Below are 22,579 nucleotides of genomic sequence, written 5' to 3'. Positions count from 1 at the left end.
GAAGCGTATGTATCCCATGCAACTGCTTTTAGCCGGCCAGCGGACGTACGTAGGTCAGCAGACTGACCAGGAACTTGTCCGGCTCCTCCCAAGGCGCCAGGTGCGCCGAGTGCTCGAACCAGACAGCCTGCTTGTACGGCGCCTCGACCGCCTCGATCCACTCCGCGGGAGGCTGTGCCGGCGTCGTGTAGTCGTGCCGTCCAAGGAACATCAGTACCGGGATCGGGAACTCGGTGACCCCGGTGAAGTCGACCTCCAGCAACTCGTCGAGCACCCGGCCGAGGGTGAATTCGTTGCCCTCACCAATGGTCTCGGTCTCGTCGAGGTCGTACTCCGGCGACAGCAGCCCGGAGCTGGAACGTCTCTTGGATGCCGTCCGGCGTCACGATGCGCTGCAGGTCGCCGATGATCTCGCGGGCGTCGTCAGGCGTCAGGAGCGGTTCGTCAGCCATCCACCGATGGTAGAGGCTCGCAGGTCTTCACCAGTGGGGCATGGAGTCGCTGCGCCAGCACCTGGCGCTGGGTCGGCTTGGCCTCGGTCTGGCGGCGCAGGCCTTCGTCGGTCAGCCGGACGTTCACGGCGCGTCGGTCCTCGGGGCACATGTGCCGCTCGACCAGGCCGGCGACCTCCAGGCGGCCGATCACGCGGGACAGCGCACTCTGGCTCAGGTGCACGGACTTGGCGATCGTCGCCACCTTCGCAGACTGCTCCGGCAGCTCCGCGAGCCGCTCGAGCACCTCGTACTCACTCATCCCGAGTGCATGACCCGCCTGCAGCGCCCGGTCGAGGGCGCAGGTCAGGTCGGCGTGGCGAGCCAGCAGCTCGCGCCACTCCCTGACATCTGCACTCGCATCGGCGCTGGTCTCACCAGGTCCAGCGCTGACCTTCATCACGGTCATGCCGGTGACCATAGCATGCATGCGCATTCAATGCAAAGGCATTTAATGCCTAGACATTAGATGCACACGCATGCAATAGTCTCTCCTCGTGACTACGCAAACCACAACGCCAGCTCGCATGACTTGGGACGCGCGCCTCTGGGGAGCGCTCCTGGTGGTCTGCGGCGTGATCTTCCTCGACGGCCTGGACGTGTCCATGGTGGGCATGTCCCTGCCGTCCATCGGCGCCGACCTGGGCGTCTCCCTTGCCTCTCTCCAGTGGGTCGTGACCGGCTATGTGCTCGGGTACGGCGGCCTGCTGCTCCTCGGCGGCCGGACCGCCGACCTGCTCGGCCGGCGCAGGGTCTTCCTGATCGCCCTCGCCGTCTTCGCCTTGGTCTCGATGCTGAGCTCACTGGCGACCAACCCCGAACTGCTCATCGCTGCGCGGTTCGTGAAGGGCGTCGCCGCGGCGTTCACCGCCCCGGCCGCGCTCTCGATCATCACCACCACCTTCCACGAGGGCCCGGATCGCAACCGCGCCCTCAGCATCTTCACCACCTGCGCCGCCAGCGGCTTCTCGATGGGCCTGATCCTCGGCGGCGCGCTGACCGAGGTCGGCTGGCGCTGGACCTTCCTGATGCCCGGCCCGGTCGCCCTGATCGTGCTGCTGTTCGCGATCAAGCTGATCCCGAACAGCCCGCGGGACAACGCCGCCGGCGGGTACGACGTACCGGGGGCGATCACCGTCACCGCCGGCATGCTGTCCCTGGTCTACGCAGTCGTCGGCGCCGAGCACGCCGGCTGGGTCTCGGTGCAGACCATCGGCCTGTTCGTGCTCGCCGCCGTCCTGCTGGCCGGTTTCGTCGCGATCGAGCTGCGCACCAAGCACCCGCTGGTCCGGCTCGGCATCCTGCGCAACGCGTCGCTGCGGCGGGCGAACCTGGCCATCCTGACCGTCTTCGGTTCGTACGTCGCCTTCCAGCTGATCGGCACCCTGTACCTGCAGAACCTGCTGGGCTGGTCGTCGTTCGAGACCGCGCTCGGGTTCCTCCCGGCCGGACTGCTGGTCGCCACGCTGTCCCCGAACGTCGGCAAGATCGTCGACCGGGTGGGCACCGAGAAGATGATCATCGTCGCGATGGCGCTGTTCGTCGCCGGGTACGCGCTGTCGCTGCGGATCGGCCCGGAGTCGGCGTACTTCTCGACCGTGTTCCCGACCATCATGCTGCTCGGTCTCGGGTTCGCGATCGGGTTCCCGTCGCTGAACATCCAGGCCGTGTCCGGGGTCCCGGACCACGAGCAGGGGCTGGCCTCCGGGCTGTTCAACACCTCGAACCAGGTGGGCGGCGCGGTGGTCCTCGCGATCGTGACCGCGGTGATCAGCGGCCAGACCGTCGGCGTCACCGCACCCGCCGGCGTGCTGTCGGCGTACAAGTCGGGTCTCGGTGTCGTGACGGGGATCGCGGCGCTCGGCCTGGTCATCGCACTGACCGGTCTCCACGGCCTCCGGGCCCGCCGGGCCGCAGAAGAAGCCGAGGCTGCCGAGTTGGCCGCCGTACAGGACGAGCTGGCGGCGGAGGAGATGACGCCGGCCGCCTGACAACAACCAGCCCTCCCAGGCTGTTGCGGTTTATAGAGAACGCAGCGCGGGTCCAGGTCTACTCTCCTGGGCCCGCACTGCTGTGTTCACAGCGGTCTGGCCAGCACCGTGGCGAGTGCGATGGCCACGGCCATCACCGTGAGTTCGACAGTCGCCAGTGTGGCGAGTGCGGTCGTCTCCTCGCGGCGTACGGCCGGCAGGAGGATCTGGCGGATCGCACCGCCGGTCGCGGCCAGGATCATCAGAGCTGCGAGCTTGCCGAGTATCAGCCAGCCCGCAGGGGTCTCGAGTAGCGCGTGAAGTAGTACGGACAGGTGGGGGGTCATGTCCTTCGTCAGACGTGGTCCCGCAAGCAGTACGCCGGTGAGCCCGACCGTGGCGATCGCTCCACCAGCAACGGTCGAGAACCGCGGCAGGACCAGGGCCAACGCGGAACGGTTGCCGGCGACAAGCACTGTGACCAGTGCGAGACCACCTACCCACAGGCTCACCGCGCACATGTGTGCGGTGATCGCGGGCGTGGTGAGCCAGGGAGCCTCACTCTGCGAGGCGTGCCCTGTGACCGGTACGGCGACCAGTCCGACAAGCGCCGTACCCAAGCCGAGCGCCGGTCTGCGCTTGACGGTGGCCAGTGTGTACCCGCCCGCGGCGACAACGGTCACCACCAGCGCCGTACCTGAGGAGACGTCGAGGACGTACGAGGCCATGCCTGCGAACTGCATCTTCCAGCCGGATTGCGAGATCGCCGCGGCCTGGAGCCACCACGTCGTCGTGGTGGCCGTGACCCAGGCGGTGCCGGAGGCGATGCCGATGATCCGGGCGCGACCGGCGATCGCGCTGTACCTCTCCCTGCCCTTGGAGCCGAGAAGCAGAAGCAGCAGTACGGCGCCGACGGCGAGGACTGCCGTGACGTTCGTGACGAAGCGGGCGACCGGGGTGGTGTAGAGGATGCCCGGGCTGGTCGTGGTCAGGCCCGGCTCGGGGGCCGGGCGGGTGACGACGATGGACCAGGCCAGGGCCGCCGTACTGAAGGTGGCGATCGCCCCGACGACGACCGGGCGCCGGGCCTTGAGGGGCGGGATGGCGACATTCATCGCTGATCCCTGACGACCGCTTCGGGTGGAGCGGCCAGATCGGACCGCCAGCGCCGGAAGCCACGCACCAGGAACAGGACGACCGCGAGCTCGGCGAACCACAGCCACGCCGGTACGCCGTCGGTCGGCATCACCATCGCGTTCGCGGCCCGTGAACCGGGATCGGGCCGAGCGAGGGTGATCGTGATGTGACCGGCGATCGGGTGGCCGTCGCCGGAGATCACCCGGTAGCTGATCATGTAGACGCCGGCCGTGCCGAGCCGGTCGCAGGTGGCGTGCAGCGTGTCGCCCTCGATCCGGACCGAGCGGGCGGGGTGGCGGTTCCCGTCGGGGCCGGTCACCAGGACCGCGTCCCAACCCGGGACCGGTTGCAGGGTCTGGTCGAACGTGAAGGCGAGCGCGGACGGGGTCGACGTGAGCCGGGCGCCGTTGGCCGGCGTACTGGCGGAGAGCTTGCTGTGGGCGGCGGCGGGGGCGGCCGGTGCGAGGGTCAGGGCGGCGGTGAATGTGACGACGGCGAGGAGCGGTGGGCAGTTCCGCCGCAGTGCCAAGAGCCAGGACGTCAGGGGCAGAGACATCCGGATCCTCCTGTCGGAGAAATAGCGGAAAAGGTTTGGAGAAATGCAGATCGGTCATTATGCCGTAACAATTCCGGAGCCCCGGGAAATGCGCTCGAAACCTCTCTGGGTTACTTTTGAGGTGTGAGGACGAATCGGCCCGGGATGTGGATCGCCCGTGGTCGCGGGGGAGGTTCCGCGGCCACGGGCGATCGGGACGCCGCGACGCCGGTCAGGTCGACAGGCGCCGCAGCCGGTGGATCAGTGGTCGTGCCCGTGACCGGTGCCGTCGTCGACGGACTTGTGGCCGGTGAGCGTGAGGGACACGACGTTCACGCCGACCGGAACCACGTGGCTGGTCGTGTAGCCGAGCGGGTTCTCCACCGCGGGGTACAGGCCGAGCGCCTCGTCGTCCACGTGCAGCTGGACCTGGTCGGTGGCGTAGTCGACCGCGTCGCCGACGTTCGCGACCGGGGTCGGGTGCTCGTGGGCCGAAGCGGTGGTGGCGGTCAGGGCAGCGCCGCCGGCGGCCAGCGCGAGGCTCGCGAGCGGCAGGGTGATCAGGCGGGACCTCAAATTGGGCATGACGAATTCTCCTTGCGGGAGGGTGGGACGAATACGGTCGTCGTTGACCGGTGAAATGATGCGGCCGCGGCGCCCGATGGCCAGTCAATGCGTCGCTTGAAATGAATGTATTGAATGTCTCGGGTGAACCACAAGCAATTCGTGATTTTTTGCTCACGGAACGAAACGGATGCTGCTTCGTCAGGCTCCGGCAGACCGCGGTTCAGGGTGCGAGACTGCAGGTTGGGGGCGATCCCCGATTGGTTTCGACCCGGCGGGGTGCTGGACTGGTGGCATGAGCAACCAGAGCTACGACGAGAAGGTCAAGGACATCCTGGACCGCGTCGCCAAGGGGCACCTCTCGACCGAAGAGGCCACCACCCTGATCGCCGCCCTCAAGACCGACCCCTCCGAGGCTGCCGAGCCGGCGGCCGACGCTCCGGTTGCTGACGACCCAGACGCGGCGTCCGAGGGGAAGCCGCCGTGGCCCTGGCCGTCGGGTGACGACGTACCGTCCACCACCGTGTGGGCAGATGCCGTCGACTCACCTACGGCGGCCGATGCCGCAGGCGCCCGGCACGCCTCCGAGCCTGTGCAGGATGCTGTGCCTGCGGATGTCGCTGAGGCTGATGTGGAGCAGGAGCCGGTCGAGGAGGAGCACAGCAATGTGCCGATTCCGTCCGGGGTGCAGCGGGTGACCGTGCGCGCGATCGGGCGGCGGGTGCGGCTGATCGGTGAGCCGGCCGTGAACGGTGTAGCGGTCGACGGTCCGCACGTGATCAAGCGTGACGGCGACACCCTCGCGATCAGCAGCGAAGGCGACATGGGCGTCTCGATCGACGGCTTCAGCATGCTGCGCAACCCCACCGACCTGAAGGCCCACGTCAACGGCCTCGCCAAGGAGCTGTCGATCCGCGTCAACCCGAACCTGCAGGTCGAGGTCGAGGTCACCGGCGGCAGCGTGAACGCCGAGCGGCTGCCCGGCCTGACCCGGGTCCGCGTCACCGCCGGTACGGCGAAGGTCGCCGACGTCGACGGCCCGATCGACGTACTCGTCCAGGCCGGTTCTGCCAGCCTCGACGCCCAGATCACCAAGGGCCGCTCCCGCGTCCGCGTCGAGTCCGGTACGGCGCAGGTCACGCTCCGCCGCGGCTCCGACGTCCACGTCCACACCGAGTCCCAGCTCGGCCGCGTCACCTGGAGCGGCGCCGTCTCCGGCCAGTCCAAGGACGTAGAAATCGGCCGCGGCCGCGCGGCCCTCGACGTAGAGGTCCTGGTAGGCACCGCCCAAATCACGTCGGACTGACCTCCTCCGCCGGGATCGTGCGCAGCCTGCGGATGGGGGAGAGGTAGAGGAAGGCGTTTCCGGCCAAGGTGCCCAGACCTGCTATCCACAAGGTGGTGTGCAGGCCGAACGCCGTACCCAGCGCGCCGCCCAGCAGGCTGCCGACGGGTGCGGCGCCCCAGCTGACGAAGCTCATGGTGGCGCTCATCCGACCCTGCAGGTCTGGCGGGCAGAGGCGTTGCTGGGTGCTGACTTGCAGGATGTAGCTGACGATGATGCAGAAGCCCGCCAGCAGTGTGCCGATGACGAACCAGCTCACCATCCAGCCCGGTGCGGTCAGCGCCTGCACCGTGAACGCGACGCCGATGCCCGTCGACGGCCGCAGCAGCGGATGCCGGAAGACGTAACGCATGCCCTCGCCGATCTCGCGGCGCAGGTTGGGCAGCTCGGGCTTCACTGACTCCGTCTCGGGTGTTCGGATCGAGCGGAGCCAGAGCGCTGACCACAGGAAGCTGAGTGCGTCCAGGCCGATCGTCAGCGCCGCGCCGAGCCATTGGACGAGCAGTCCGCTCGCGCCGGCGCCGATGACCGCGGCGATCGAGTGGTTCGCGGCGAGCTTCGCGTTGCCCGGCAGCGGATCCGGTCGGCCCAGGCGCCCGCGAACAGACCGAGGATGAGCCAGGCGGCGGTCTCGCAGGTCCGGAGCAGCGACACCTGGAGCGTCGACGCGTTGAGGGTGAGCACGGCGAGCAGCGGGATCGCGCCCATGCTCAGGCGGGATCCGAGCTGACTGAGCAGGTCGGCGGCCCACAGCCGGCGGAAATCGGGGTGGCGGAGGATGCCCATTCCGCGACCGTAGAACCAAACTTGAGTCATGTCGACTCAACTGTCAAGAAAGCTGAGTCCAACAGACTCAATATAATTTAGGAGTGAAATTGTCGGCGTTCTCGGGCAGGATGGTGGCCTGCGTCACATCCAGAAGGGGGACGTTCGGATGGCTGCAATCGAGGCGACCGGCCTCGTGAAGACGTTCAAGGGCAGAAAATCGACGGTCAAGGCGCTCGACGGGATCGATCTCGACGTGCCGGAGGGCACGGTGCTCGGCCTGCTCGGGCCGAACGGGGCCGGCAAGACCACGGCGGTCCGGGTGCTGACCACGCTGCTGAAACCGGACTCCGGGACCGCCCGGGTGCTCGGGCATGACGTGGTGAAGGAGGCGGACACGGTCCGGTCGCTGGTCGGGCTGTCGGGGCAGTACGCCGCGGTCGACGAACTGCTCACCGGCCGGGAGAACCTGTGGATGTTCGGCCGGCTGTACCGGCTGTCCAGTCAGCAGGCCAAGCAGCGAGCGGAAGAACTGCTCGCCACGTTCGATCTGACCGACGCGGCGGACCGGATCCTGAAGACGTACTCCGGTGGCATGCGGCGCCGGCTGGACCTCGCCGGGTCGCTGATCGCGCACCCGAAGGTGCTGTTCCTGGACGAGCCGACGACGGGTCTGGACCCGCGCTCGCGCCTCGACCTGTGGCAGATCATCCGCGAACGGGTCCGCGAGGGCGTCACGATCCTGCTCACCACGCAGTACCTGGAAGAGGCCGACGAGCTGGCCGACAGCATCGCGGTCGTCGACCACGGCTCGGTGATCGCTCGCGGTACGGCGGACGAGCTCAAGGCGAAGGTCGGCGGTGAGCGGATCGAGGTCGTCGTCCACGATCCGGGCGACACCGTGCGGGCGCTGGGGCTGCTGACCGCCGCGCTCGGGATCGCGGATCCGGAGTCGACGACGCTCGAGGAGCACGCCCGGCGGATCACGGTGCCGGCGCCGGGCGGCTCGAGCGAACTGGTCGACGTGATCCGGACGCTCGACGCCGCGGAGATCCGGATCGCCGACATCGGGCTGCGGCGCCCGACGCTGGACGACGTGTTCCTCACCCTGACCGGGCACGAGGCCGAACAGAAGGAGTCGCTGTGAGTGCGGAGCTGCCGGCCCGGGTCAACCCGATCGGCCGGGCGTTGTCGGATGCCGGAATTCTCGCGTGGCGGAGCCTGAAGCGGATCCCGCGGACTCCGGACATGCTGATCTACGCGACGATCCAGCCGATCATGTTCGTGCTGCTGTTCGCGTACGTGTTCGGGAACGCGATCCCGATCCCGGGCTTCCCCGGGGCGCGGGCGTACCGGGAGTTCCTGATGTCCGGGATCTTCGCGCAGACGATGGCCTTCGCGGTCGCGTCGGCGAGCGTCGGGCTGGCCGACGACATGTCCAAGGGGCTCATCGACCGGTTCCGGTCGTTGCCGATGGCAAGGTCCGGGGTGATCGCCGGCCGGGTGGTCGGGGACCTGGTGTTCAACGCGTTCGTGATGCTGATCATGGTGCTCTGCGGATTCATCGTCGGCTGGCGGTGGCACAACGGATTCGGCCAGGCGCTCGCGGCGTTCGCGATCCTGCTGCTGTTCGCGTTCGCGATGCTGTGGGTCGGTGCGTTGATCGGCCTGTCGGTCGGCAGCGCCGAGGTGGCGGCGTCGGCGGGGCTGATCTGGCTGTTCCCGCTGACGTTCCTGTCGAACGCGTTCGTCCCGACGCCGAACCTGCCGAGCGGTCTGCAACCGGTCGCCGAGTGGAACCCGATCTCCTCGATCGTCGCAGCCTGCCGCCACCTGTTCGGCAACCCGTCCCCCTTCGCCAGCCCGGACGGCTTCCCCGCCCAGCACCCAGTCTGGCTGTCCCTGATCTGGTGCGCCGCCATCATCGCGATCTTCGCCCCACTCGCAGTCCGCAAGTACCGGAGTGCCACTGGGCATTGACAAGACTTATACAGCGTACAAATAATTCGAACTGTGTTAAAGAAACCGGCCGGGAACTGGCGTGAGGCGCGACGGGAGAGTGCGCGGGCGAACGTGCTCACCGCCGCGTGGGAGCTGGTGCGCGAGGACGGGTTGGCCGCCCTGTCCTTGCGTGAGCTGGCTCGCCGGGCGGGCATCACCACACCGACCCTGTACGCGTACTTCGAGTCCAAGAACGCCATCCTGGACGCGATGTTCGCGCAGGCCGCACAGTCCTTCGTCGAGCTGAAGGCGTCACTGCCGGCGACGGACGACCCGCAAGAGGACCTGCTGACCGAAGCCCGGGCGTTCGTCATGTTCTGCGTGTCCGACGTCCCTCGGTACCAGCTGCTCTTCCAGCACTCGGTGCCCGGCTTCACCCCGTCGCCCGAGTCCTACGAGCTCGCCGTCAGCGCCCTGGCGGTGACGCGCGAGCTCCTCGCACGCAACGGCGTGCACGATCCACGGCACCTCGACATCTGGACCGCCATCACCGTCGGCCTGGTCGGCCAGCAGGTCTCCAACGACCCGGACGGCGACCGGTGGACCCGGCTCGTCGAGGACGTGACCCGGATGTTCCTCGCCCAGTACGCGGGCGGGAACTCCACGCACAGCAAGGGGGAATCATGACCGCAGTCACCCAGGTCAAGCTGCACCATCTGGCCCTGACCGTGACCGACCTGGAGTCGAGCGTCCGGTGGTACGGCGAAGTCTTCGGAGTCCACCCGGTGATCGACGTACCGCATCCCGGCGGTGTCGGACGGATCCTCGCCGACGCGGACCATCAGCTGATGATCGCGCTGCACCACCACGAGACCAACGACGGTGCGTTGTCCACCGAGACCGTCACCGGGCTCGACCACGCCGGCTTCGCGGTCGACTCGCGTGCCGACCTCGAACAGTGGCAGGACCATCTGGAGGCGCACGGCGTCGTCCGTGCCGACACCGCCGACAAGCCGCTCACCCAGTCGCCGATCGCCGACGAGCCGTACGCCTCGGTCCTGGTCTTCCGCGACCAGGACAACATCCAGCTCGAGCTCTTCGCTCCCGCCGCGCACTGAAGCGACGAAGCGCCCCGGTGGGTGTCCACCGGGGCGCTTCGGGAGCTTGGTGGGGTCAGCCGGTGAAGGGTTCGGCGGCGACGATCTCGACGGTCACGTCCTTGCCGTTGGGGGCCTCGTACTTGGCCTTGTCGCCCTTCTTCTTGCCGAGGATCGCGGCGCCCAGCGGAGACTGCGGCGAGTAGACGTCGATGTCGACCGACGCGTCCAGGGCGAGCAGTTCGCGGGAGCCGAGCAGGAACGTCTCGACGTCGTCGTCACCGGCGAACTTGATGGACACCTTCATGCCGGGCTCGATCTTGCCGCCGGCCTTCGGGGTCTCGCCGACCCGGGCCCGGCGGAGCATGTCCTCCAGCTGCCGGATCCGCGCCTCGATCTTGCCCTGCTCGTCCTTGGCGGCGTGGTAGCCGCCGTTCTCCTTGAGGTCGCCCTCGTCCCTGGCCTCGCTGATCCGCTGGGTGATCTCGGCACGGGCAGGGCCCTTGAGGTGCTCGAGCTCGGACTTCAGCTGGTCATAACCGTCCTGCGTCAGCCAGACAACGCTGTCCTCGTCGATCTTTTGCGTCACGGGCTGCTCCTTGTGTCGGTGGGATGGGCAGGAAAATACTGCTGGCCGCCGTCGTCGACGGCGACCAATCAAACGAGCGTAGCAAGAGACCGCCGATCACGCAGGGGCTCTCGCCGGTCTCAAACGCTTGGAAACCGTTTGCTCGACGGCTTTCCACCCTTCCTCCGCGGATTCCCGGCAATCGGTTGCCGCCAGCCGCTCGATTGACCCCTGACCTGGACTTTCCTACGCTCCCGAAGACCGACGTCTGGCGGCTTGGGGGGATGTAGTGGATGTGACAACGGATGGCGAGCGTACGCGCCGCGGCTGGCTGTGGATCGCGGGCGCCGTCGTACTCGCGCTCGCAGCGGCTGCCGCGACCTGGGCTGTCGCCGGCCGAGGGGATCCACCCCGTCCGTCAGCGGCCACTCCCACGCAGGCGGCGTCCGACCCGTCGGTCGAGGAGCGGATGCTGGCCGGTGCCGGTGCCATCCTGAAGACGCGAGCGTCGGCGGTGCTGTCCGGGCAGCTGCCGCAGTACCTCCAGTACGTCGACCCTGCGAACCAAAAGCTCCGGCAACGCGATCAGCAGGTGTTCGCCAACCTGCGCAAGCTCGGCCTCTCCCGGTTGAGCTATCAGGTAGATGCCAACTGGGCCCCGGAGGTGCAGGCGCAGCACGGACCGAGTGCACGGGCGGTCCGTGTCCTCATGCTGGTGCAGGTCGCAGGCATCGACTCGACTCCGCGCGCCACCGCGCTCGGCTACACGTTCGCCGAGCGCGACGGTCGGTGGCTGCTGGTCGACGACGACGATCTCGCGGCCGAGGCGGACCTCAAGGCGTACCGCGAACCCTGGGACCTCGGCGCGCTCGAGGTGGCGCGGCGACCCGGCGTACTCGTCGTCGTCCCCGCCGGCGAACGCCGCAACGGTGAGCGACTCGCGCGAGAGTCGCAGTCGGCGATCCCGGTGGTGCGCTCCATCACCCGGCGCGCCCAGGCGGGGATTCTGGTGGTCGCGCTGGCCGACCGCCGCTCGATGGATCCTGAGTGGCGAACCGGCGGACATCCGGCGGCCGCCGTCGCCGCGCGGAACTACGCTCCGGCGAATCCGGAGGCGAGCGAGTTCAAGGTCACCGGGAGCCGCGTGGTGATCAACCCCGACCAGCGCACCCGGGCCGGACGTCTGCTGCTCGCGCACGAGTTCACGCATGCGGCGATGGAGCCGCTGGGTGATCGTGCGCCGATCTGGCTGGTCGAAGGATTCGCCAGGTACGTCGAGAACCGGCTCGCCGCGCAGAACGGGTACGAACGGGAGCTCGCCGAGGAGCGCCGTGAGTTGCTACGCGAGAAGATCCCCGCGCTGGTGGTGCTCCCGATCGACGGCGTCTTCCACGGCGACTACGACGAGGACAGCTACGGCGTCAGCTGGATCATCGTCGAGTACCTGGTGACGACGTACGGTCAAGCGGCGGTGAACTCGCTGTACGCCGATCTGGCCGACGGATCCGACGCCCCTGCCGTCCGCGAGCAGGTACTGCGCAAGCACCTGAAGCTCGGCGAGACGGCTCTGGTCGCCGCGATCAAGAAGTACAGCTAGCGCGGGCGGTGCTGGTCTGCCGTCGTACAGCCGACCAGGACGACCGACGTTGCTGAGCGTTGGGTTGTCAGGGTGACCGGGAGGACCTGGTGGCGGGGTGCGTCCGCGGGGACTGTGACCGTCAGCTCGCCGACGATCGAGAAGTCTGCGGACTTGGCTTGCAGGCGGCAGTTCGCCTCGACCGACTTGCTGCGGTCCACCTTCAGGGTCGCCTTCGCGCTGGTCGGCGAGACGATCTCGAATCCCTGGAGTTGCGAGGTGACCGGCGGGTTCGACTGCACCCAGGCCACCCAGATCAGCCAGGTCAGACCGGCCAGGGCGACCACTCCGACGGCGCCGATCAGCAGCGGCCGCCGGGAGCGCCCGCCGCGGCCGTAGCGGGCGTTCAGATCGGAGGCCGGAGTGGCGGCAGAAGACTCGGTCAAGGGGTGTCCAGGGGGTCGGTCGTGGGTTTTCGCATGCGTTGGAGGACCATTGTGTCTTGTGAGTGGAGATCTTCGGTTGTTGCATGTGCATGCCCACCCGGACGACGAGTCGAGCAAGGGCGCCGCGTCGACTGCCCGGTACGTCGCGGACGGCGTGGAAGTGATGGTCGCCACGTGTACCGGCGGGGAACGCGGATCGATCCTGAATCCGAAGATGGACCGCCCGGAGGTGCTGGCGAACATCACCGAGATCCGCCGCAAGGAGATGGACGCGGCGCGCGAGATCCTCGGGATCCGGCAGGAGTGGCTGGGCTGGGTGGACTCCGGTTTCCCGGAGGGCGATCCGCTGCCGCCGCTCCCGGAGGGCTGCTTCGCGGCGCAGAAGGTCGAGGACGCCGCCGCCCCGCTGGTGAAGCTGATCCGCGAGTTCCGCCCGCAAGTCGTCACGACGTACGACGAGAACGGCGGCTACCCGCATCCGGACCACGTCATGTGCCACACGATCACCGTCGCCGCGTTCGAGGCGGCGGGGGACAAGGACGCGTACCCGGAGCTCGGCGAGCCGTGGCAGCCGCTCAAGCTGTACTACCACCACACGTTCCACTACGAGCGGATGAAGGCGCTGCACGACGGGATGCTCGCGCGCGGCCTGGAGTCGCCGTACGCCGAGCGCTTGAAGGACTGGAAGCCCGACCCGGAGAACGAGCGCCGCATCACCACCCGGGTGGAGTGCGCACAGTACTTCGAGGTGCGGGACAAGGCGCTGCTCGCGCACGCCACGCAGATCGACCCGGACGGTGCGTGGTTCGCCGTACCGCTGGAGGTGCATCAGGCGGCCTGGCCGACCGAGGACTACGAGTTGGCGCGGAGTCTGGTCGAGTCCGAGCTGCCCGAGAACGATCTGTTCGCGGGGCTGCGCTGACGGGGGCTGCGGACAATGAGAGAATGGTGGCGTGGTAACAGCGATGATCTCCCTTCAGACGGCCGAGATCGACCCCAACGTGGTGAAGCCGGGGTGGGTCGCGCTGCTGATCGTGCTGGCTCTCGGTGCCGCCACGGTGCTGCTGGTGCGCAACATGGGCAAGCAGCTGAAGCGGATCGACTTCGATCGCGATGGTGCGGACGACCCAGCACCGTCCGACGACCCAGCGAGTCAGGACCGCTCGGCTTCCCCGGCTACCGATGCAGCGCCTACGACTTCGGCCCCGACCCAGACGCCGAGTGACTCCAAGGAACACTCAGAGCACTGACCCGGTGTCACTGCTGTCACCGATTCCTGGGAACTCGGAAACACCCTGGTCACGAGATGGTGTCGGACTGGGCTGCCCACCTTCGGCTGACCCTATAGTGAGCCGCGTGCTGAATGGTGCCCACGACCTGTCCCTCCGGTGACCGCGACCCACGCCGCCCGGCACCGCATGCCCGGACGCCTGGTCGCGGGTGGGGTGGGTGCTGTCCTCATCGCGTCAGGGGCCCTCGTCGCGGCGCTGTACGCCGCCGACAGTGAGCCGCAGGATGCCGGCGGGATCGGCGGGCCGGGTGCGTTCATCGCCTGGCTGCTGCCGCTGTTCCGGTTGATCACCACGCTGGCCACGGTCGGCTGTGCGGGTGCGCTGCTCGCGGCGGTCGTGCTGCTGCGGATCGAGGGCGGACCGCTCGGAGTGCAGGGCCGGCGCGCGGTCCGGGACGCGAGCAACTCGGCCATCATCTGGGCGGTGTGCGCGTTCGCGGGCGCGATCGTGACGGCGGCGCTCCTGCTCAACACACCCGTGCGGCTGCTGCGGCTACGGTTCGACGACGCGCTCGGCGTACCCGAGGTGAAGGCGCTGCTGATCACCGGCATCCTGGTCCTCGCGCTGGCGATCGGGATCCGCCGGGTGCAGACGTCCTCGGCGGCGGCGCTCGGCGTACTGGTCGCCATCGCCGCACTGGTCCCGACCGCGGTCACGGCGTACCCGAGGAACGAGTCGTACGTCGTACTCGCCGGAGCGGCCCTGGTGATCCATGTGATCGCGGCGACGACCTGGGTCGGCGGGCTCGCGGGCCTGGTCCGCTACGGGCGGGCGAGCCGGACCGGGCTGCCGATCGTGCTGGAACGGTACGGCCAGGTCGCGTTCGTCTCGGCGATCGCCGTACTGATCAGCGGCCTGATCAGCGCGGCCGGTCGACTGGCCGCGAAGGGCGGTGGCTGGGGCTCGATCGTCGACGTCGTCACCCAGGACGCGTACGGCGCTCTACTGCTCGTGAAGGTGGCCGCGTTCCTGGTCCTGATCGTCCTCGCCGCAGTCCACCGCAGCCGCTCCGACGCCGATCTCCTGGAGTCGGGCCGTCCGTTCTGGCGCGTCGTAGGCGTCGAACTCCTGGTCATGGCCCTGACCCTCGGCCTCTCGGTAGCCCTTTCCCAGACTGTCTGACCTCCCATTGGATATCCGATGGAAGAAAGCGTATACAGGTAGAGTTATCTGTAGACGAATCGGATCAGAGGTGAGCCATGGAGGCACTGCGACCCAAAGGTGCGCCTGGCGCCGGCCTGTCCAAGAGTGCTCTCTACCGCGCGGCTCGCGCGGGAGAGTATGACCGGATCGCCCGCGGCATCTACCGTCCGGCAGACGCCCCAGCCGCCGACTGGGACTGGATCGAGGCAACCGCCCGCCGGGCAGACGCGACGATCTGCCTCACTTCCGCGCTCGCGATCCACGACCTCACTGACACGATTCCCGAAACGCTCGATGTCGCGATCCCGCGAGGTGCCCGTCTCCCCGCGACGCAGGCTGCCATCAGCTGGCATCTGTTCGCCAAGGAGACCTTCGATCTCGGCCGAACGCAGATCCCGATTCCCGGCGCTGAGCTTCAGATCGGGCTCTACTCTCCCGAGCGGTCCATCGTGGACGCGTTCCGCCTGCGCGGCGATGTCGGACACGATCTCGGCCGGGAGGCGCTGCGGGAGTGGCTTCGCCGGGGCGGCAAACCGGCCCAACTCGTGGCGATCGCTGCCCGTCTGCCCCGGGCCAAAGGCCCAATCCTGCAAGCACTGGAGCTCCTCGCATGACCGACGGCGAGGCAATGTTCCGGCAGATCCAGAACAAGGCGCCCTGGAATTCGCGGCGCCAAACCCTCCCCAACCGGCCGCAGGCTCCATCTTTGAGAAGCCACCAACCATTATCGGGCCCCGGGAATGGTCGGTGGCTTCTCAAAGATGCCCCGAGGGGTACCGGCGAGAGACGCTCGGCGGGGCACAGCCAGTTGCGCTGCGAAGTTCTGGCGCAGGGCTTTAGGCCCAGGGGGCTGTGCGTAGGTCGGTGGTGGTGCGGCGGTCGCGGGACGGTGGGCGGGGTTCGGCGGGGCGGCCTACGGCGATCATCGAGACGATGTGCCAGCCGGGGCTGGGGTTCAGGTCGGTGGTGAGGGTTTCGAGGTCGAAGGCGCGGAACTGGCGGCAGGCGAGGTCCATGGCGTGCGCCTGCAGGGTGAGGTGCGCGACCGACTGCCCGAGGTCGTAGTCCGCGAAGTCGGAGTAGGCCCAGTCGGTGTCCTCGACGTACCGATGGGCCATCGTCACGATCAGGAGCGACGCGCTCGGTGCCCAGCGGGCCGAGCTGCGGGCGAGGTGCCGGACGATGCGCTTGTGGTCGGGCTCGTCGCGGCGGGCGACGAAGTACGCCCAGGGCTGCGAGTTGCCCGCGGACGGCGCCCAGCGAGCCGCGTCGAGGAGGAGTTCGACATCCTCCTCGGTGACGGTCCAGGCGGGATCGAACATCAGCGGGCTGAAGCGGCTGGCGAGCAAAGGGTGGACGGGCACGGTCCCATTCAACCTCGGACGCATACGGTGGGGAGTATGGCGAACGAGCTTGGACAGTCGACCAGTCCGTACCTGCGGCAGCACGCGGGCAATCCGGTGGAGTGGCGGGAGTGGTCGGAGCGGGCGTTCGCCGAGGCCCGGGAGCGGGACGTGCCGATCTTCCTGTCGGTCGGGTACTCCGCTTGTCACTGGTGTCACGTGATGGCGCACGAGTCGTTCGAGGACGCCGAGACGGCGGCGTACCTGGCTGAGCATTTCGTGAGCGTGAAGGTGGACCGGGAGGAGCGGCCGGACGTCGACGCCATCTATATGGCGGCGACGGTGGCGATGACCGGGCAGGGCGGCTGGCCGATGTCGGTGTTCCTGACGCCGGCGGGGGAGCCGTTCTTCTGCGGGACGTACTTCCCGAAGGATTCCCGTGGCGGGATGGCGTCGTTCCGGCAGGTGCTGGAGGCAATCACCGACGCGTGGCAGAACCGGCGCGAGCAGCTCGACGGGATCGGCAAGCGGGTCGTCGAGCAGCTCGGCGCGCAGCAACCGGCGGGTCAGGAGGCGTTCGACCTGGCGCAGGCGGTGCAATTGCTGAAGGTCGATTTCGACCCCGTCGACGCCGGCTTCGGGCGGGCCCCGAAGTTCCCGCCGTCGATGGTGCTCGACTTCCTGCTCCGCCACCACCGCCGTACCGGCGACGAGGACGCGCTCGCGATGGTCGCGCACACCTGCGCCCGGATGGCCCGCGGCGGGATGTACGACCAGCTCGCCGGCGGCTTCGCGCGGTACTCCGTCGACGGCCAGTGGATCGTCCCGCACTTCGAGAAGATGCTGTACGACAACGCGCTGCTCCTCGACGTCTACACGCACTGGTGGACGATCAGCGGCGACCCGCTCGCGAAGCGCATCGCGGAGGAGACCGCCGACTTCCTGCTCGCCGAGCTCCGGACGCCGGAAGGCGGCTTCGCGTCCGCCCTCGACGCCGACACCGACGGGGAGGAAGGCAAGTACTACGCCTGGACGCCGGAACAACTCCGTGAAGCCGTCGGGGACGACGCCGACTGGGTCATCGACCTCTGCGACGTGACCGGAACCTTCGAGCACGGTACGTCGGTCCTCCAGCTTCGGCAGGATCCGGATGACGTGGACCGGTGGAATCGGGTCCGCGAAACGCTCAAGCACGCGCGGGGCAGTCGTACCTATCCGGGGCGCGACGGCAAGGTGGTTGCCGCGTGGAACGGTCTCGCGATCACGGCACTCACTCGCGCCGGGGTCGTGCTCGGCAAGCCGCAGTACGTCGAGGCCGCGGAGGCAGCGGCCCGGTTGATCCGGGACGTGCATCTCGACGGGGCGCGGTTGTACCGGACGTCGCGAGACGGTCTGCGGGGGAGTGCGGACGGCGTACTCGAGGATTATGCGGCGGTCGCCCAAGCGTGCTTGACTTTGCTGGGTGCGACCGGTGATGTCGAGTGGTATCGGGTCGCGGAGGCCTTGCTGGGCAGGGTTCTGGAGCAATTCGTTGCTGATGGCTCCTATTTCGACACGGCCGCCGACGCCGAGCAGTTGGTGTGGCGGCCGCAGGATGCGACGGACAACGCGACCCCGTCGGGAGTCAGCCTTGCTGCCGAGGCCTTCGCCACGCTCGCGAGGCTGACCGGATCAGACCGATACGAGACCGCGGCCCAGCAGGCGCTGCAGGCCTCGTCCGCCATCGCGCAGCGCGCACCCCGCTTCGCCGGCCGGGCCCTCGCGGTCGCCGAGCTGATTGCCGCCGGCCCACTCGAGGTCGCGATCGCCGGCGACTCACCGGAGCTTTTGCGGGTCGCGTTCGCCGACGCGCCCTGGGGTACGCCGATCGTTGCCGGCGCGCCCGGTCTCGCCGTACCGCTGATGGACGGCCGCGACCTGGTCGGCGGCGTACCGGCGGCCTATGTGTGTCAGAAATTCACCTGCCGGCTGCCCGTGACGTTGCCGGAACACCTTCGCCGGGAGTTGCGCCCCACGGACTGAGCCCGTTCCGGGTGCGGGTTTTCCCTGCGGTTTCGCGGGAATCCCTTGACGCGCGGCGAGCGGGCGGCAACAGTCGGTCCTCAGTTGGATGTAACAGAACTCGCATGTTCCGACACGAAGTGTCACAGATGAGGCAGTGGCACTGTTGCGTCACATCCGGCGTCCCCAACTGAATTCGGTCGCTGCGCCCAAACAGCGACCACACCGTGAGGAGATGTTGTCTTGAAACGACTGACATCAGCAGGGGCGGTGGCCATCGTCGCGGCAGCGGGTCTTGCCACGACGTTCACCGCTTCGAACGCGGGTGCCGCCGACCGGACGGCTCCGCTCCCGGCATCCGGCTTCAACCAGCCGGCCGCCGTTCAGGCCGAGCAGGCGCTGACCGCGCAGACGGCCGCCGCTCTCGGTCTCGGCACCGGCGAGCAGCTCAAGGTCCGCGACGTGGTCAAGGACGCGGACGGCACCGAGTACGTCCGCTACGACCGCACCTTCAACGGCCTCAAGGTCGTCGGGGGTGACCTGATCGTCAAGCGCAAGGGCGAGTCGATCGGGCAGGTCACGTACAACCGCGGCGCCAAGTCGGTCGCCGTCGCCACCAAGCCGACTCTGTCCCAGTCGGCGGCGCTCACCAAGGGCGCGCAGGCGGCGAAGTTCAAGGCCACCGGTAACAAGGGCGCGCTGGTCGTCTTCGTGACGCCGAGCAAGCCCGTCCTCGCGTACGAGGTGGTGACCACCGGTGTGAAGCCCGACCAGACCCCGTCGGTGCTGCACTCGTTCGTCGACGCCAAGTCCGGTGCGGTGCTCGCGCAGGACGACGAGGTCAAGACCGGTACCGGCAACTCGATGTACTCCGGCACGGTCAGCATCGGTACGTCGGGCAGCTTCACGATGACCGACCCGACCCGCGGCGGCAACTACACCACGGACCTGAACGGCTCGACCTCCGGTAACGGCACCACGTTCACCGACGCCGACGACACCTGGGGTACCGGCGCCGCGTCGAACCGCCAGACCGCCGGTGTGGACGCGCACTACGGTTCGCAGCTGACCTGGGACTACTACAAGAACGTCCACGGCCGGAACGGCATCTTCAACAACGGCCAGGGCGCCCGCTCGCGCACGCACTACGGCAACGCCTACGTGAACGCGTTCTGGGACGGTACCCAGATGACGTACGGCGACGGCAGCGGCAACACGCACCCGCTGACGTCGATCGACGTTGCCGGTCACGAGATGAGCCACGGTGTCACCGAGGCGACCGCCAACCTGGACTACTCCGGTGACGCTGGCGGCCTGAACGAGGCGACCTCCGACATCTTCGGTACGGCGGTGGAGTTCTCCGCCAACAACTCGTCCGACCCGGGTGACTACCTGATCGGCGAGAAGATCAACATCAACGGCAACGGCACGCCGCTGCGCTACATGGACAAGCCCTCGAAGGACGGCCGCAGCGTGGACTGCTGGTCGACCAGCACCGGCGGCCTGGACCCGCACTACTCGTCCGGCCCGCTGAACCACTGGTTCTACCTGGCGTCGGAAGGCACCGGGAGCAAGGTCATCGGCGGCGTGACGCACAGCAGCACCGGCTGCAACGGCGCCACCATCACCGGTGTCGGCCGCGACGTGGCCGCCAAGGTCTGGTACCGCACGCTGAGCACCAAGCTGAGCTCGGGCAGCACCTACAAGGACGCCCGTGAGGGTGCGATCAACTCCGCGAAGGAGCTGTACGGCGCGGATTCGGCGCAGTGCAAGGGCATCGAGGCCGCGTTCAGCGGCATCTCGGTCCCGGCCGGTGCGGCCGCCTGTGGCGGTGGCACCGACCCGGAGCCGCCGACGGGTGACAACCTGCTGCAGAACCCGGGCTTCGAGTCCGGCGCGGTGAACTGGACCGGCACCTCGGGCCCGATCACCAACAACACCGGTCGCCCGGCGCGGACCGGCACCTGGAAGCTGTGGCTGCAGGGCAACGGTCGCGCCACCACCGAGAACGTCGGCCAGTCGGTCGCGATCCCGGCCTCGGCGACCACCGCCACCCTGTCGTTCTGGATCCGGATCGACACCGCCGAGACGACCGGCTCGACGGTGTACGACACGGCGAAGGTACAGGTTGTCGACGGGTCGACCACGACCACGCTGGCGACGTACTCGAACCTGAACAAGAACACGTCGTACGTCCAGAAGACGCTCAACGTGACGCAGTACAAGGGAAAGACCGTCACCGTGAAGTTCGTCGGCCAGGAGGACTCCTCCCTGCAGACCAGCTTCGTCATCGACGACACCTCCCTGACCGCGAGCTGAGCTCACGGTGAATCGTCCGGGGCGTGCGAGGCCTTCCGCCCAAGCCCGCACGCCCCGGATTTCCTTTGCCCGAAGGAGGTCACCCATGCGCAAGTCCCTTGTCCCAGGGCTCGGCGCAGTGCTCGTCGCGGCCACATTGCTTGCTACTGGCAACAGTGCGGTGGCGGCCGACTCGCCCGACATCTCCGTCACCAACACGAAGGCTCATCTGGACCAGTTGCAGTCCATTGCCACCAGCAACGGTGGTAACCGGTACACCGGCCGCGCGGGGTACAAGGCGTCGGCCGACTATGTGAAGGCCAAGCTGGACGCGGCCGGGTACACCACGACCCTGCAGTCGTTCAGCACCTCGGCGGGTACGTCGTACAACGTGATCGCGGAGTGGCCGCACGGCGACGCGAGCCACGTGGTGATGGCCGGCTCGCACCTGGACAGCGTCAGTTCCGGTCCGGGGATCAACGACAACGGCTCTGGTAGCGCCGGCGTACTCGAAACCGCCCTCGCTTACGCTGCCAGTGCTCAGACCCCCAAGAATCGCTTGCGGTTCGGGTTCTGGGGGGCCGAGGAGCTCGGGCTTCTCGGTTCGAAGTATTACGTCAACAATCTGCCCGCCGCCGAGCGGGACAAGATCGAGCTGTACCTGAACTTCGACATGATCGCGTCGCCGAACCCGGGGTACTTCGTGTACGACGACAACCCGGCCGGCGACGGCGCCCGCGACGACCTGGTGGCGTACTTCACCGGGAAGAGCGTGCAGACCGAGTTCATCGACGTCCAGGGCCGCTCCGACCACGCGGCGTTCCGTTCGTTGGGGATCCCAACGGCTGGGACGTTCTCCGGTGCCGAGGGCACCAAAACGTCCGCCCAGGCGGCGAAGTGGGGAGGTTCGGCGGGCCAGGCGTTCGACCCGTGCTACCACCGGTCCTGCGACACCATCAACAACCTGGACCTGACCTCGCTGGACCGCCAGATCGATGCCATCGGCCACATGATCTGGACGTACGCGCAGAAGGACTACACCGGCGGGCCGCCCCCGACCGGCAACAACCTGCTGCAAAATCCGGACTTCGAGTCTGGTACCGCGAACTGGACCGGGACCACCGGTGTCATCACGAACAGTTCGTCACGTCCCGCGCACGGCGGGTCGTACAAGGCGTGGCTGCAGGGGAACGGCCGGAGCACCACCGAGAACATCGGGCAGTCGGTCGCGATCCCGTCCACCGCCGCAGCGGCGTCCTTGTCGTTGTGGATCCGGATCGACACCGCTGAGACCACGGGCTCCACGGTGTACGACACGGTCAAGGTGCAGATCGTCGACGGGTCCACCGCGACCACGCTGGCGACGTACTCGAACCTGAACAAGAGCACGTCGTACGTGCAGAAAACGCTGGATGTCACGCAGTACAAGGGAAAGACGGTCACCGTGAAGTTCGTCGGCCAGGAGGATTCCTCCCTGCAGACCAGCTTTGTGATCGACGACGTAGCCCTGACCGCGAGCTAGAGCTGCTTGCAGAGCGGTCCTGGCGGGATGGCGGCTTCGGTGAGCAGTTTGGTCACCGAAGCCGCCAGCGGCTTCACGCTCGGATCCTCGATCCGGGCCGTCTTCCCGTTCGCGGAGACCGCGACGATCATGTCGTCCGGGTGCTTCGTGGCCGGCTTGGTCGGGGCCAGGCTCGCCCAGTCGACCTGCTGAGCGGCCGTGGTGATGGTCGTCAGCAGGCTCGCGTCGAGCTTGCACCGGATGGTCTCCTTGCCGCGCTTGCTCACGGTCGCGACGCCGTCGGTGCCGATCTGCACCTGGTCGTCGAAGCCCGCGAACCCACCGGTCCTGGATACGGTGAGCGGCAGACCGGTGCCCACCGGCGTCGACTGCGTCACCGACGCGGTCGGCAGCGTCGGGGCGCTGGGTGACGGCGTACTTGGGCTTCCGGTGCCGGATTCGCTTCCGCATCCGGTCAGCACGAAGCCTGCGATGACGGTTGCTGCTGCGTATCTGCTCAGGTTCCTCACGCATCATGGATACACGGAGGGGCGCCGTTCGTTGCA

General features: G+C 68.1%; 26 protein-coding genes. 14 read left to right on the top strand and 12 right to left on the bottom strand.

Annotation, left to right across the window (positions count from 1 at the left end; genetic code table 11):
• Positions 1-28: 28 nt before the first annotated feature.
• Genes ACLJOO_RS02920 through ACLJOO_RS02910 form a run of 3 tightly spaced genes read right to left on the bottom strand, consistent with a single transcriptional unit; the run spans position 29 to position 900 of the window.
• Positions 29-274: an alpha/beta fold hydrolase gene (locus ACLJOO_RS02920; RefSeq protein ID WP_410785204.1), complete on the bottom strand. Its 246-nt coding sequence runs from the start codon at positions 272-274 to the stop codon at positions 29-31.
• A 25-nt stretch (positions 275-299) separates the two neighbouring features.
• Positions 300-452, bottom strand: a complete 153-nt coding sequence (locus ACLJOO_RS02915; RefSeq protein WP_410785203.1) for a hypothetical protein — start codon at positions 450-452, stop codon at positions 300-302.
• The gene (locus ACLJOO_RS02910; RefSeq protein ID WP_410785202.1) at positions 445-900 is read right to left on the bottom strand and encodes a MarR family winged helix-turn-helix transcriptional regulator; all 456 of its coding nucleotides are present in this window, start codon (positions 898-900) and stop codon (positions 445-447) included. Before ACLJOO_RS02910 ends, ACLJOO_RS02915 begins: the two co-directional genes overlap by 8 nt.
• Before the next feature lie 118 nt (positions 901-1,018).
• Here ACLJOO_RS02910 and ACLJOO_RS02905 point away from each other — a divergent pair, with 118 nt between their 5' ends.
• A complete protein-coding gene (locus tag ACLJOO_RS02905) occupies positions 1,019-2,482 on the top strand; it encodes an MFS transporter (protein ID WP_410785201.1) in 1,464 nt (487 codons plus the stop codon).
• A gap of 86 nt (positions 2,483-2,568) precedes the next feature.
• On the opposite strand, the gene ACLJOO_RS02900 is transcribed toward ACLJOO_RS02905, so the two are convergent.
• The 3 genes from ACLJOO_RS02900 to ACLJOO_RS02890 all read right to left on the bottom strand — a co-directional run bounded on the left by ACLJOO_RS02900 (position 2,569) and on the right by ACLJOO_RS02890 (position 4,718).
• Positions 2,569-3,576 (bottom strand): copper resistance D family protein, encoded by a 1,008-nt coding sequence (locus tag ACLJOO_RS02900; RefSeq protein WP_410785200.1) that lies wholly within the window; start codon positions 3,574-3,576, stop codon positions 2,569-2,571.
• The gene (locus tag ACLJOO_RS02895) at positions 3,573-4,154 is read right to left on the bottom strand and encodes a copper resistance protein CopC (RefSeq protein ID WP_410785199.1); all 582 of its coding nucleotides are present in this window, start codon (positions 4,152-4,154) and stop codon (positions 3,573-3,575) included. Before ACLJOO_RS02895 ends, ACLJOO_RS02900 begins: the two co-directional genes overlap by 4 nt.
• Before the next feature lie 240 nt (positions 4,155-4,394).
• Entirely contained in the window at positions 4,395-4,718 is a 324-nt protein-coding gene (locus ACLJOO_RS02890) for a hypothetical protein (protein WP_131467179.1), read from the bottom strand.
• 274 nt (positions 4,719-4,992) lie between these two features.
• Between ACLJOO_RS02890 and ACLJOO_RS02885 the strand changes: the two genes are divergently transcribed.
• Positions 4,993-6,003, top strand: a complete 1,011-nt coding sequence (locus ACLJOO_RS02885; RefSeq protein ID WP_410785198.1) for a hypothetical protein — start codon at positions 4,993-4,995, stop codon at positions 6,001-6,003.
• On the opposite strand, the gene ACLJOO_RS02880 is transcribed toward ACLJOO_RS02885, so the two are convergent.
• Positions 5,990-6,439: an MFS transporter gene (locus ACLJOO_RS02880; RefSeq protein ID WP_410785197.1), complete on the bottom strand. Its 450-nt coding sequence runs from the start codon at positions 6,437-6,439 to the stop codon at positions 5,990-5,992. The two genes, ACLJOO_RS02885 and ACLJOO_RS02880, sit on opposite strands and share 14 nt — an antisense overlap.
• A gap of 77 nt (positions 6,440-6,516) precedes the next feature.
• Positions 6,517-6,828 (bottom strand): hypothetical protein, encoded by a 312-nt coding sequence (locus ACLJOO_RS02875; RefSeq protein ID WP_410785196.1) that lies wholly within the window; start codon positions 6,826-6,828, stop codon positions 6,517-6,519.
• Between the two features lie 148 nt (positions 6,829-6,976).
• On the opposite strand from ACLJOO_RS02875, the gene ACLJOO_RS02870 reads away from it, so the two are divergent.
• Genes ACLJOO_RS02870 through ACLJOO_RS02855 form a run of 4 tightly spaced genes read left to right on the top strand, consistent with a single transcriptional unit; the run spans position 6,977 to position 9,866 of the window.
• A complete protein-coding gene (locus ACLJOO_RS02870) occupies positions 6,977-7,954 on the top strand; it encodes an ATP-binding cassette domain-containing protein (protein WP_410785195.1) in 978 nt (325 codons plus the stop codon).
• Positions 7,951-8,787, top strand: coding sequence for an ABC transporter permease (locus ACLJOO_RS02865; protein WP_410785194.1), 837 nt, complete (start codon positions 7,951-7,953; stop codon positions 8,785-8,787). Before ACLJOO_RS02870 ends, ACLJOO_RS02865 begins: the two co-directional genes overlap by 4 nt.
• 33 nt (positions 8,788-8,820) lie before the next feature.
• A complete protein-coding gene (locus ACLJOO_RS02860) occupies positions 8,821-9,435 on the top strand; it encodes a TetR/AcrR family transcriptional regulator (RefSeq protein ID WP_410785192.1) in 615 nt (204 codons plus the stop codon).
• Positions 9,432-9,866 (top strand): VOC family protein, encoded by a 435-nt coding sequence (locus tag ACLJOO_RS02855; protein ID WP_410785191.1) that lies wholly within the window; start codon positions 9,432-9,434, stop codon positions 9,864-9,866. Before ACLJOO_RS02860 ends, ACLJOO_RS02855 begins: the two co-directional genes overlap by 4 nt.
• A 55-nt stretch (positions 9,867-9,921) precedes the next feature.
• On the opposite strand, the gene greA is transcribed toward ACLJOO_RS02855, so the two are convergent.
• Positions 9,922-10,434: a transcription elongation factor GreA gene (gene greA, locus ACLJOO_RS02850; protein ID WP_130384156.1), complete on the bottom strand. Its 513-nt coding sequence runs from the start codon at positions 10,432-10,434 to the stop codon at positions 9,922-9,924.
• A gap of 274 nt (positions 10,435-10,708) precedes the next feature.
• Here greA and ACLJOO_RS02845 point away from each other — a divergent pair, with 274 nt between their 5' ends.
• A complete protein-coding gene (locus ACLJOO_RS02845; RefSeq protein ID WP_410785190.1) occupies positions 10,709-12,010 on the top strand; it encodes a peptidase MA family metallohydrolase in 1,302 nt (433 codons plus the stop codon).
• Here the strand turns inward: ACLJOO_RS02845 and ACLJOO_RS02840 are convergent.
• Positions 12,007-12,435 carry a DUF4307 domain-containing protein gene (locus ACLJOO_RS02840; protein WP_410785189.1) on the bottom strand — a complete coding sequence of 143 codons (429 nt, stop codon included), beginning with the start codon at positions 12,433-12,435 and terminating at the stop codon, positions 12,007-12,009. The genes ACLJOO_RS02845 and ACLJOO_RS02840 overlap by 4 nt on opposite strands.
• A gap of 58 nt (positions 12,436-12,493) precedes the next feature.
• Between ACLJOO_RS02840 and mca the strand changes: the two genes are divergently transcribed.
• The 4 genes from mca to ACLJOO_RS02820 all read left to right on the top strand — a co-directional run bounded on the left by mca (position 12,494) and on the right by ACLJOO_RS02820 (position 15,484).
• Positions 12,494-13,357, top strand: coding sequence for a mycothiol conjugate amidase Mca (mca, locus tag ACLJOO_RS02835; protein WP_410785188.1), 864 nt, complete (start codon positions 12,494-12,496; stop codon positions 13,355-13,357).
• Between the two features lie 43 nt (positions 13,358-13,400).
• The gene (locus ACLJOO_RS02830) at positions 13,401-13,685 is read left to right on the top strand and encodes a hypothetical protein (RefSeq protein ID WP_410785187.1); all 285 of its coding nucleotides are present in this window, start codon (positions 13,401-13,403) and stop codon (positions 13,683-13,685) included.
• Between the two features lie 138 nt (positions 13,686-13,823).
• Positions 13,824-14,849, top strand: coding sequence for a copper resistance D family protein (locus tag ACLJOO_RS02825; protein WP_410785185.1), 1,026 nt, complete (start codon positions 13,824-13,826; stop codon positions 14,847-14,849).
• Positions 14,850-14,926: 77 nt separating this feature from the next.
• The gene (locus ACLJOO_RS02820; RefSeq protein ID WP_410785184.1) at positions 14,927-15,484 is read left to right on the top strand and encodes a type IV toxin-antitoxin system AbiEi family antitoxin domain-containing protein; all 558 of its coding nucleotides are present in this window, start codon (positions 14,927-14,929) and stop codon (positions 15,482-15,484) included.
• A 222-nt stretch (positions 15,485-15,706) separates the two neighbouring features.
• Here ACLJOO_RS02820 and ACLJOO_RS02815 read toward each other — a convergent pair whose 3' ends face one another.
• Positions 15,707-16,234 (bottom strand): nitroreductase family protein, encoded by a 528-nt coding sequence (locus tag ACLJOO_RS02815; protein WP_410785183.1) that lies wholly within the window; start codon positions 16,232-16,234, stop codon positions 15,707-15,709.
• 36 nt (positions 16,235-16,270) lie between these two features.
• Between ACLJOO_RS02815 and ACLJOO_RS02810 the strand changes: the two genes are divergently transcribed.
• From ACLJOO_RS02810 to ACLJOO_RS02800, 3 genes are all read left to right on the top strand, one after another.
• Entirely contained in the window at positions 16,271-18,235 is a 1,965-nt protein-coding gene (locus ACLJOO_RS02810) for a thioredoxin domain-containing protein (RefSeq protein ID WP_410785182.1), read from the top strand.
• Positions 18,236-18,484: 249 nt separating this feature from the next.
• The gene (locus ACLJOO_RS02805) at positions 18,485-20,533 is read left to right on the top strand and encodes a M4 family metallopeptidase (protein WP_410785180.1); all 2,049 of its coding nucleotides are present in this window, start codon (positions 18,485-18,487) and stop codon (positions 20,531-20,533) included.
• A gap of 85 nt (positions 20,534-20,618) precedes the next feature.
• Positions 20,619-22,034 (top strand): M28 family peptidase, encoded by a 1,416-nt coding sequence (locus tag ACLJOO_RS02800; protein ID WP_410785179.1) that lies wholly within the window; start codon positions 20,619-20,621, stop codon positions 22,032-22,034.
• Here the strand turns inward: ACLJOO_RS02800 and ACLJOO_RS02795 are convergent.
• Positions 22,031-22,543: a hypothetical protein gene (locus ACLJOO_RS02795; RefSeq protein WP_410785178.1), complete on the bottom strand. Its 513-nt coding sequence runs from the start codon at positions 22,541-22,543 to the stop codon at positions 22,031-22,033. The genes ACLJOO_RS02800 and ACLJOO_RS02795 overlap by 4 nt on opposite strands.
• Positions 22,544-22,579 lie beyond the last annotated feature (36 nt).

The organism is Kribbella sp. C-35, from assembly GCF_046549195.1.
Lineage (GTDB): Bacteria > Actinomycetota > Actinomycetes > Propionibacteriales > Kribbellaceae > Kribbella.
The sequence above is the reverse complement of the archived record's forward strand: the minus strand, read 5'-3'. Positions and strand labels throughout refer to the sequence as shown.

Excerpts from the sequence above, each read along its gene's own strand:
- ACLJOO_RS02915 (WP_410785203.1), bottom strand. The coding sequence starts at position 452 with ATGGCTGACGAACCGCTCCTGACGCCTGACGACGCCCGCGAGATCATC.
- ACLJOO_RS02910 (WP_410785202.1), bottom strand. The coding sequence starts at position 900 with ATGACCGTGATGAAGGTCAGCGCTGGACCTGGTGAGACCAGCGCCGAT.
- ACLJOO_RS02905 (WP_410785201.1), top strand. The coding sequence starts at position 1,019 with ATGACTTGGGACGCGCGCCTCTGGGGAGCGCTCCTGGTGGTCTGCGGC.
- ACLJOO_RS02900 (WP_410785200.1), bottom strand. The coding sequence starts at position 3,576 with ATGAATGTCGCCATCCCGCCCCTCAAGGCCCGGCGCCCGGTCGTCGTC.
- ACLJOO_RS02895 (WP_410785199.1), bottom strand. The coding sequence starts at position 4,154 with ATGTCTCTGCCCCTGACGTCCTGGCTCTTGGCACTGCGGCGGAACTGC.
- ACLJOO_RS02890 (WP_131467179.1), bottom strand. The coding sequence starts at position 4,718 with ATGCCCAATTTGAGGTCCCGCCTGATCACCCTGCCGCTCGCGAGCCTC.
- ACLJOO_RS02885 (WP_410785198.1), top strand. The coding sequence starts at position 4,993 with ATGAGCAACCAGAGCTACGACGAGAAGGTCAAGGACATCCTGGACCGC.
- ACLJOO_RS02875 (WP_410785196.1), bottom strand. The coding sequence starts at position 6,828 with ATGGGCATCCTCCGCCACCCCGATTTCCGCCGGCTGTGGGCCGCCGAC.
- ACLJOO_RS02870 (WP_410785195.1), top strand. The coding sequence starts at position 6,977 with ATGGCTGCAATCGAGGCGACCGGCCTCGTGAAGACGTTCAAGGGCAGA.
- ACLJOO_RS02855 (WP_410785191.1), top strand. The coding sequence starts at position 9,432 with ATGACCGCAGTCACCCAGGTCAAGCTGCACCATCTGGCCCTGACCGTG.
- ACLJOO_RS02830 (WP_410785187.1), top strand. The coding sequence starts at position 13,401 with ATGATCTCCCTTCAGACGGCCGAGATCGACCCCAACGTGGTGAAGCCG.
- ACLJOO_RS02820 (WP_410785184.1), top strand. The coding sequence starts at position 14,927 with ATGGAGGCACTGCGACCCAAAGGTGCGCCTGGCGCCGGCCTGTCCAAG.
- ACLJOO_RS02810 (WP_410785182.1), top strand. The coding sequence starts at position 16,271 with ATGGCGAACGAGCTTGGACAGTCGACCAGTCCGTACCTGCGGCAGCAC.
- ACLJOO_RS02800 (WP_410785179.1), top strand. The coding sequence starts at position 20,619 with ATGCGCAAGTCCCTTGTCCCAGGGCTCGGCGCAGTGCTCGTCGCGGCC.